Below are 8264 nucleotides of genomic sequence, written 5' to 3'. Positions count from 1 at the left end.
TTTAATTAGGGATTTTATTTCCTTTGTGATTACGCTTCGCTATCAACTATACGAACAAATTCTTAATCAAGAAAATGAATATGTTCAAGTTAAGGATACTTTAAACTATGAACAGCCAACTAAATATTTGGTAACAAATACGGATTATTCATCTGATATTTCACTAATTCCAGTTCTAACAGCAAATAAAGCTTTTGTATTAGGATATACCAATGAAGAATTTGGTATTTATGACAAAGGTCAATGTATCATTTTCGATGATTTTACAATGGATATAAAGTTTGTTAATTTTTTATTCAAAGTAAAATCTTCAGCAATTAAAATACTGACAGCGAAACCAAATGTTAACCTAAAATTTATATTTGAGTATTTGTCATTTTTAAATCTATCATCAAATGAACACAAACGGCATTATATCTCCGAAATTGAGCCTATGGAAATGCAATTACCAAATTATATTCAACAAACATATGTTGCAGATTTTCTATCAAGTATTGACGATAAAATAAAAACTGAATTTGAAATTCATACGCTATTACTTAAGCAGAAACAATACTTGTTAGCTAATTTATTTATATAAATAAGTTAGCTAACAAGTATCTCTTTTGTTCTTCAAATTTATGCAATAGTTGGCTTTCAATATCAATCTTTGAATCTATAGACGAAAGGTAATCAGCAATCTTTTTTTGCTCTTCAATACAAGGTAAATCAAATTTAATTCTCGCAAAATTGTCGTAGAAAAGATAATCTCTTACTCCTCCTTCAACATTTTTTAAAACTTCTCTATTAAAAAAATCTGTCTTTAGATATTGATATAGAAAGTTGTCATTTACGGTGTTATCTGTTTTAAAACAAACATACAATGAACTGATAATAATATTCTCTAAGTTTTCACTATAGCCAATAGATCCCACATTAATTCTTGCTGGATTATAGGCAAAGGTGTTCTTGGCAATTATTTTGTATAATTTAATATCGTAGCCTCTATCTTCGCTATCAACTCCCTCGAATTGCTCACTTTGCGGAACGAATCCTAATTTGTTATTTATAGAATAAACAGGAAGCTTTTCGTTATTTTTATTTCTCTTATTTATAAGAGTTGTAACCTCTCCCAACTTTTTAGTATTCCAATCTATATAGTTTTCATTGTTTCCATTTTTAAATCTCAATTGACGTAAGAATAATTTCTTACTAATCGTAATCACAAAGGAAATAAAATCCCTAATTAAAGGGCTAAGTGAAAAAATATATTCGCAGAAAATTAGGTTTAAGAAATTCACTGAGAAATGGGAGGTGAAGAAGTTAGGCGAAATAGCAACATTTTATTCAGGCGGAACACCACTAACATCTAAACGGGAGTATTTTAATGGTAATATTCCATTTATTCGTTCAGGTGAAATAAATTGCGGTAAAACGGAACAATTCATTAGTGAATTAGGATTAAAAAATTCTTCTGCTAAAATCGTTGAAGTAGGCGATATCTTATATGCTTTGTATGGTGCAACAAGCGGTGAAATAGGACTTAGTAAGATTAGAGGAGCAATAAACCAAGCTGTTCTTTGTATAAAATCAGACCAAAATCATTATTTCATTTACTCTTATTTATCATACAAAAAGGAGAGTATCGTAAGTAGATATTTACAAGGTGGTCAAGGGAATCTATCTGCTGAAATTGTTAAACAAATCAAAATATATATTCCCGCCCTCGAAGAACAAATTAATATTGCTGGATTATTATCAAGCATTGACCAAAAGTTACAAATAGAGAAAAAAATATTAATTAAACACCAATCTCAAAAGCAATATCTTCTACAAAACCTATTTATATAAATAGGTTTTGTAGAAGATACTTTTTCTGTATCTCATATTTTTGCAGTGATTTTTTTTCAATATTTATTTTTTCGTCAATAGTTGATAATAATTTCTCTATTTTATCTTGTTCTTCCGAAGAAGGACAGAAAATAGTAGACTCTCCGTAGTCTTTGAAGTAAATGTGTGGGATTCCAGAACCAACTTTGTATTTTTCAAAGTTAAAAAATTTCAGGCAGAAGAAAATATATCTTAAATTAATTTCAGACTTTGCAGTTAAATAGTTTAGAGTACCAATAACCGAAAATTTATCCGCTCCAAATTGCACCTTTCCAACTCCAGAGCCATCTTTGATTATTAAAACGGCATCTTCATTAATTTGTGGATTTTCCGTAAATGCAATAACACCTGTAGCTCCATAAACTGGATAAACTCCATTTTTATCAATTACATTCGATTCTGTTAATGATGATGAATAACAAGAAACACAATCACTTAATTTTTTATTTGGCACTTGCTTTAGAATTAGTTTTTGACAAAGCCCTTTAATTAAGGTTTCTAATTGTCCAATTATTTTGTTTTGGGTTTGAATTCTTTCGTCAATTAAAGCCAAAAATGAAGAAATTCTATTTTGCTCATTGAGCTTTGGCAGACTTAAAGAAAGAGAAGCTAGTTGACTTGAATATAGATGTACTACGGAAATACCTTGTGCTAAATTAGCTATTTCCATTTTCTTTTTACTGTTTAGATAATAAGACAAAAAGATTCCATTATTCTTAGTCTTAATGATATTCAAATCACCTCCTAATGCAATCCCAGATTTCATGACACAGGAAGCTGTTGCGATATCGATTGTTGTTTCGCCAGAAGCAGGAATTATGACGTCATTCATTTCACTTAAAACTAAAGTCGATGTATTTACATTAGTCTTGGATTTTATTTCATTGATAACTTCTCTGTAATGTGTATAGAGTTCGCCATATCTTATACATTCAATAATTCCATTGTCTTCTATATCACTTTTAGAAATTCCCTTTCCCTTTGAAAACGTAGCAATATCTCCTAACTTCTTAGTTTCCCATTCCTCCGTAAATTCAGGAAATCTCAAATTAGGAACGTTACCTACTTTTAATTTTTTATTTATCATCTCGATGATTCAATTTTCGTTAGTAAAAACATTAAGGATATAAAAAACTAAAAAACAAGTCCCAATTCTTTGAAATAAACATCAATCTCCTTATCCAGTTCAACCCGTTTGGTCTCCAAGGATTTAATCTCCTGCATTACTGCTTGGATATCTATTTCTTCTTCTTCCTCAAAAGTGTCGACATATCTTGGAATATTCAAGTTATAGTCATTTTCAGCAACTTCTTCTAAAGTAGCCAAATGACTGTATTTATCAATGACTGTTCTGTTACGATAGGTTTCCACAATTTTATCAATGTGACTTTCTCGCAACATATTTTGGTTTTTTACTTTCTCAAATTCCTTACTTGCATCGATAAATAAAATATGATCTGGATCTTCCTTACATTTTTTAAACACCAGAATACAAGTAGGAATACTTGTTCCGTAAAAAATATTGGCAGGTAAACCAATTACAGCATCTAGATAATTTTTCTGTTCGATAAGATATTTACGAATATGCAATTCTGCCGAACCTCTAAACAGTACACCGTGTGGCAACACAATTGCCATTGTACCGTTCTCGGCAAGATGATGTATCATATGTTGGACAAAGGCAAAATCTGCTTTGCTTGCCGGAGCCAATTTGCCGTATTGACTAAATCGCTCGTTACTAAGGTGCAAAGGATTGGCACTCCAGTTGGCTGAAAATGGAGGATTTGCTACAATTGCTTCTGCTAACAATCCTTCGTGTTGTGGATGTTCTAAAGTGTCTTCCTGCTTGATGTCAAATTTTAGATAGTGTACTCCGTGAAGTATCATATTCATTCGGGCAAGATTGTAAGTTGTACGGTTCATTTCTTGTCCATAGAAATTATTTACATCTTTCACTTCCCTTGCGACACGTAATAATAATGAACCTGAACCACAAGTTGGATCATATACTGATTTAAGTCTATTCTTACCTGTAGTAACAATTTTTGCCAGAATCTTAGAAACCTCCTGAGGGGTATAGAATTCGCCAGCTTTTTTTCCTGCACCACTGGCAAACTGACCTATCAAATATTCGTAAGCATCACCTAATACATCAAGTTCCGTATCATTCAATTTGAAATCAATCTCGTCTAAATGCACTAATACTTTTACAATAATAGCATTTCGGGCATCTGCTGTTCTACCTAAATTATTGCTATTTAAATCCATATCAGAAAACAGGTCTTCAAAGTCTTCTTCACTTTGTGTTCCCATTGTACTTAACTGAATATTGGTCAATATCTTCTGTAAATCTTCAAGAATGAAATTGTTGCTTCCACTATTTCCTCGTTTAGCGATTTCACTAAACAATTCAGACGGTTTTAAAAAGTAACCTAAAGTTTCAAGAGATTCTTCTCTAATCGCTTCAATATATTCTAAGCCTTTTGCTGTATTCTCATCAATATTTCTGAATTGGATTTTATCTTCTTCCAAGATGGAATTAGCATAAATTTCCATTTTTTCAGCTAAATATTTATAAAAAATAAATCCTAAAATGTAATCTCGGAATTCATCAGCATTCATTTTCCCACGTAGTGTATTAGCTATATTCCAGAGCTGTTGCTCTAAGATTTTCTTCTGTTCTTCTGACATTGAAATAAACGTTATTTGATTAGGGATTATTAACCCTTAAGAATCGACTAAAATAGTAAACTTTTACCTTCTAAACATTATTGCTCAATACAAAATGATCGATTTTTATAATATTAAATTTAACTTAATAATCGGCTAGTTTTAATTGAGAATATCTATTAAAACCTTCTCCCTTTCTTCTTTTTGTTCATCTTATTAGCAAACTGTTCTTCCTCATAATCTTCCCCCAGTTCATCAGGTAGCAAACTGTGTAATCCCAAATCATAACTTTGCGAATGCTCCTGAGAGATAAACTCGAAAAGGTCTTTTGTTGTTTGGTCGTCTATCGTGTTAGTATTATAAATAGGGCTATCCTGAATCTTTAATTCGGGTTTATTTCCATTATTCCACCAGTCGTTGAATGCATTTGCCGACAGTCTTCTATCTAATTGTGAAGCATTCCAAACGCTACGGCTTTCGTGGTCAATAAAAGTCATTCCGTAAATCCGTCTATCGTCGTTCTTACGGACAATGGTATTGATACCCTGCTCTACAAGTTCCTTTTTAAAATCCGTTTCGTTGCTTGTCGTATGAATGGCAAGTTCAACCTTGTTTTTCACAACAGACCTTGCAGGGTTGTTTTTCATTTTTTCTTTGGACTGCTCAAAATGTTTTTGAAGCTGTGTTACTCCTGCATCTTTTCCGAAAAGTGATGCTTTGAACGGATTGCTTGTCTTGTTACCGTTTTCATCTAATGCCACATAGACCAATCCGTTTACGGTTTGACCATTCCTCTCACCTTTGACTTCTTCTGCTGTGATATTGAAAAGGGAAAGTAACGCATTGTAACTACCCATAGTAGAATAACTATAATATTTTGGCAGATGCCGTACTACCGAAGCAATCTGACTTTTAATGTCCCTATTTTTATGATTTACAGGCTTAAAAATCTTATCAGCTTGTTTCTGCTTCCGTTCCGTAGCTTTGTTCAGGTTATATTTTGTTTCCAAATCCCGACAGATAGCCATGGAGCGATGATGGTCATAATCATCGGAGATTTTCTTTCCGTCAATTCCTACACACGTCGAAACGATGTGTATATGCGTGCGGTCAATATCCATATGCTTGAAAACGATATAGGGCTGATTGCCGTACCCCATACGTTCCATATATTCCTGAGCCATATCCGTAAACTGCTCATCGCTGACCTTATCCGCAGGATCTGGGTTCAGCGATATATGGCGCACCGTCTTTTCTGTTTTGATATTTGTAGAAAGATAAGGTTCAAAACATTTATGGAAATATTGGGTAGAATGCCTGCCGTCTATAGTATCGGGTATCTTATTCAGTAAAAGAACCGCTCCATTCTCATTGTCCACTTTCTGTTGATTGTACAAAATCGCTCCGTACATATTGCTTCCCTTCCCGATTTTTGCAATCATTTATCTACTCCTTGTTTAGATGTTTTTTCTCAAATTCTTCTGTCAGAATTAAAACCTTTAGCAATAATTCTTTCATTTCTATTGTTTGTTTTTCCAATCTAAAGAGGTACGCAGATGCTTTTTTATCCGAAAAATTAGTATTCAAAAGCTTCACGATCTGATTGTAATTGGTTGCGATTCCTCGAAACTGACCGAAAAATTTGGTCAATCCTGCGTGGTATTCTACTGCATCTATATCAATTTTAACGGTCTTTACCGTCTTCTGAAAGATGCAAACCATAATAAAATGAGCTATCACTTTCATTCCCGACTGGTCAAAAAGAGCAAGGAACTTGGCGTTATCCACTTCATTGAGATTAAAAGAATACCGATGTACCGCAGGGTCAATCTTCGGTTTTCTTCCGGTCTTTTTAATCTGATTTCTGTTTTTCTTTTCCATAATGATCCAATTTAATTTTAAACAAACGGGCGACTTCGGAGCCGTTTCCAGCCCCCTGCAAGGGCAAGTGCTTTTGAGGTGCCGAAATTCATTTCGAGTACCTCAAAAGATAACTTGCTCTGAACAGGAGTTCAGAAAATCCGTCTTGATGACAGATCAGGGTTATCATAGATAACCCCATTGCTTCTATTGCAAATATCACTAAGACCAGTTGAATAACAGTCATTTGATAGCCGGATATTGAATACCAAACAATACCTTCAAAGACCACCTTTTATTTAGTTTGTGCATACAGCCCGTTATTTGTCCAAGCAGTTAACTGTTCAGCTATGCAAACAGGAAGTCGTAGCCACGGTTATACACAGCTCCAATCAGCTAAAAAGACAGACAAGTTTGCAGGTGGATTTTCTATAGGACGGAATTAAGGATTTACACAGTTGCAAATGGAAGTAATTACAGCTATAAAGCAATATTTCAAATCACGTAGTATAATTTACAACAATCAATAAAATTAAAATCATGGATGACAATAACAAAAAATTAAAATCGGACATTGACGAGGCAAAAATGATGAACCTGATGGTTGACGGGGTACGAAAGGAAGGATTTGATATTTCCGCAGAAGAAATTACGGAAAAGAAAAAAGCTGAGGGACAGGAACAGGAAAAACCATTGAAGAAAGTACACACCCGTCCAAAAAGCTACAGCCGAACCGATTATGAAGAAATATTTTTCAAAGATGTAAAAAGTACGGCACGGCACGGAAAATCAGTGTACATTGATCCCGATCATCATAAAAAACTCTCCCGAATTGTTCAGGTGATAGGAGATAATAATACCACTATCTATGCCTATCTGTATAACCTACTGGATCATCACTTTGGGGAGTTTGAAGAGTCTATCACGACCAGTTTTAATGAAAAAAATAAACCTATTTTCTAACTTCTTTAAATAGTGTTATCACGAGCAGAAAATATTAAAAAAATACAAGTAAACGATATAAGGTACCACCCTTTGAGACGTTGAAATAAATAATGCAAAGCTGAAAAACCGAATAGTTAGAGTATAGAAGCAAGCGTAAAAAACAATGAAGTTCCAAATCTCGAACGTTTCTTTTTTTTGGATTTCGACATTGATGCAATGGACTTTATCAAAGCCTATAAGACAATTATTTCCCGAATTGCAGAACGTATTGGTCAGCAGGAGATTGGTAAGCTCATCTGTTTTTATGGATATGAAAAATTGGTCACGGTTATCGTGACCAATTTACTTTCTGCCCAACGATGCCATCGAAAAAGCCTGAAATTATTCCCCCTTACTTCAAAAAGAAGAAATGTACTGCTACCTGAATCGCAAGGACAAGCCATATCAATGGATTTAAAAAGATATAATCCTAAATAATCGTATTCTTTTCGCTTTTTTTCTCCGCAACATCTGCTATGAAGACAGTCAAAGGCACTCCATCGAATACACGAGAAATATTGTTTATATCTAAAAATATTGTAAATGTCGATAAATTCTCTAACAATATTTCCAAAAGAAAAAAAGGAGAAAAAAAGAAAGCAGATATATGGGAAGGGCAATGATGAGACAAAAGGAAACGGAATAAGTCCCGAAGGGTGAAAAAGAAAAAATTTTTCGGAGCTTTTTCTTTTTCATTATGCCGTAAGCTTTTGACCGGCTTTTGCGTGGGATGCCCTTCCCAACTTAGCTGTCTTTTTATCTGTTTTATTCTGGAAACCATATTTTCCCAATGTTCCGCTTCTAAAAAGCGGATGAGATTCCATTAATATTTTATGTGGCTTTGAAAGCCACTGAAAGGATAACGAAAAATACTCTCTGGT

9 protein-coding genes and 1 pseudogene are annotated in these 8264 nt (G+C 33.6%); 4 read left to right on the top strand and 6 right to left on the bottom strand.

Annotated features, from left to right (window positions below; translation table 11 throughout):
• Window positions 1–580: pseudogene (locus tag BMW39_RS19370) on the top strand (hypothetical protein); the annotation flags it as partial.
• Here the strand turns inward: BMW39_RS19370 and BMW39_RS17275 are convergent.
• Window positions 573–1169 carry a restriction endonuclease subunit S gene (locus BMW39_RS17275; RefSeq protein WP_051880117.1) on the bottom strand — a complete coding sequence of 199 codons (597 nt, stop codon included), beginning with the start codon at window positions 1167–1169 and terminating at the stop codon, window positions 573–575. The pseudogene BMW39_RS19370 and the gene BMW39_RS17275 overlap by 8 nt on opposite strands.
• Before the next feature lie 124 nt (window positions 1170–1293).
• Here BMW39_RS17275 and BMW39_RS17270 point away from each other — a divergent pair, with 124 nt between their 5' ends.
• Complete coding sequence (locus BMW39_RS17270) at window positions 1294–1830, top strand: restriction endonuclease subunit S (RefSeq protein ID WP_074719373.1); 537 nt, start codon at window positions 1294–1296, stop codon at window positions 1828–1830.
• On the opposite strand, the gene BMW39_RS17265 is transcribed toward BMW39_RS17270, so the two are convergent.
• From BMW39_RS17265 to mobA, 4 genes are all read right to left on the bottom strand, one after another.
• Window positions 1823–2956 carry a restriction endonuclease subunit S gene (locus BMW39_RS17265; RefSeq protein WP_074719372.1) on the bottom strand — a complete coding sequence of 378 codons (1134 nt, stop codon included), beginning with the start codon at window positions 2954–2956 and terminating at the stop codon, window positions 1823–1825. The two genes, BMW39_RS17270 and BMW39_RS17265, sit on opposite strands and share 8 nt — an antisense overlap.
• Window positions 2957–3003: 47 nt before the next feature.
• Window positions 3004–4560 carry a type I restriction-modification system subunit M gene (locus tag BMW39_RS17260; RefSeq protein WP_034980050.1) on the bottom strand — a complete coding sequence of 519 codons (1557 nt, stop codon included), beginning with the start codon at window positions 4558–4560 and terminating at the stop codon, window positions 3004–3006.
• Between the two features lie 158 nt (window positions 4561–4718).
• Window positions 4719–5981 (bottom strand): conjugal transfer protein MobB, encoded by a 1263-nt coding sequence (gene mobB / locus BMW39_RS17255; RefSeq protein ID WP_034980053.1) that lies wholly within the window; start codon window positions 5979–5981, stop codon window positions 4719–4721.
• A 4-nt stretch (window positions 5982–5985) separates the two neighbouring features.
• Window positions 5986–6420, bottom strand: a complete 435-nt coding sequence (gene mobA, locus BMW39_RS17250; RefSeq protein WP_034980056.1) for a conjugal transfer protein MobA — start codon at window positions 6418–6420, stop codon at window positions 5986–5988.
• Between the two features lie 519 nt (window positions 6421–6939).
• Here mobA and BMW39_RS17245 point away from each other — a divergent pair.
• Both BMW39_RS17245 and BMW39_RS17240 read left to right on the top strand, forming a co-directional pair.
• The gene (locus BMW39_RS17245; RefSeq protein ID WP_034980058.1) at window positions 6940–7362 is read left to right on the top strand and encodes a DUF3408 domain-containing protein; all 423 of its coding nucleotides are present in this window, start codon (window positions 6940–6942) and stop codon (window positions 7360–7362) included.
• 177 nt (window positions 7363–7539) lie between these two features.
• A complete protein-coding gene (locus BMW39_RS17240; RefSeq protein WP_245750500.1) occupies window positions 7540–7821 on the top strand; it encodes a DUF6922 domain-containing protein in 282 nt (93 codons plus the stop codon).
• 257 nt (window positions 7822–8078) lie between these two features.
• Here BMW39_RS17240 and BMW39_RS19640 read toward each other — a convergent pair whose 3' ends face one another.
• On the bottom strand, window positions 8079–8207 hold the full coding sequence (locus tag BMW39_RS19640) for a hypothetical protein (protein ID WP_256333851.1): 129 nt from the start codon (window positions 8205–8207) through the stop codon (window positions 8079–8081).
• Window positions 8208–8264 lie beyond the last annotated feature (57 nt).

The organism is Epilithonimonas lactis (assembly GCF_900110605.1).
In the GTDB taxonomy this organism is placed as follows: Bacteria; Bacteroidota; Bacteroidia; order Flavobacteriales; family Weeksellaceae; genus Epilithonimonas; species Epilithonimonas lactis.
Note: the sequence above shows the minus strand (reverse complement) of the source record. Positions and strands in the feature narration are given on the sequence as shown.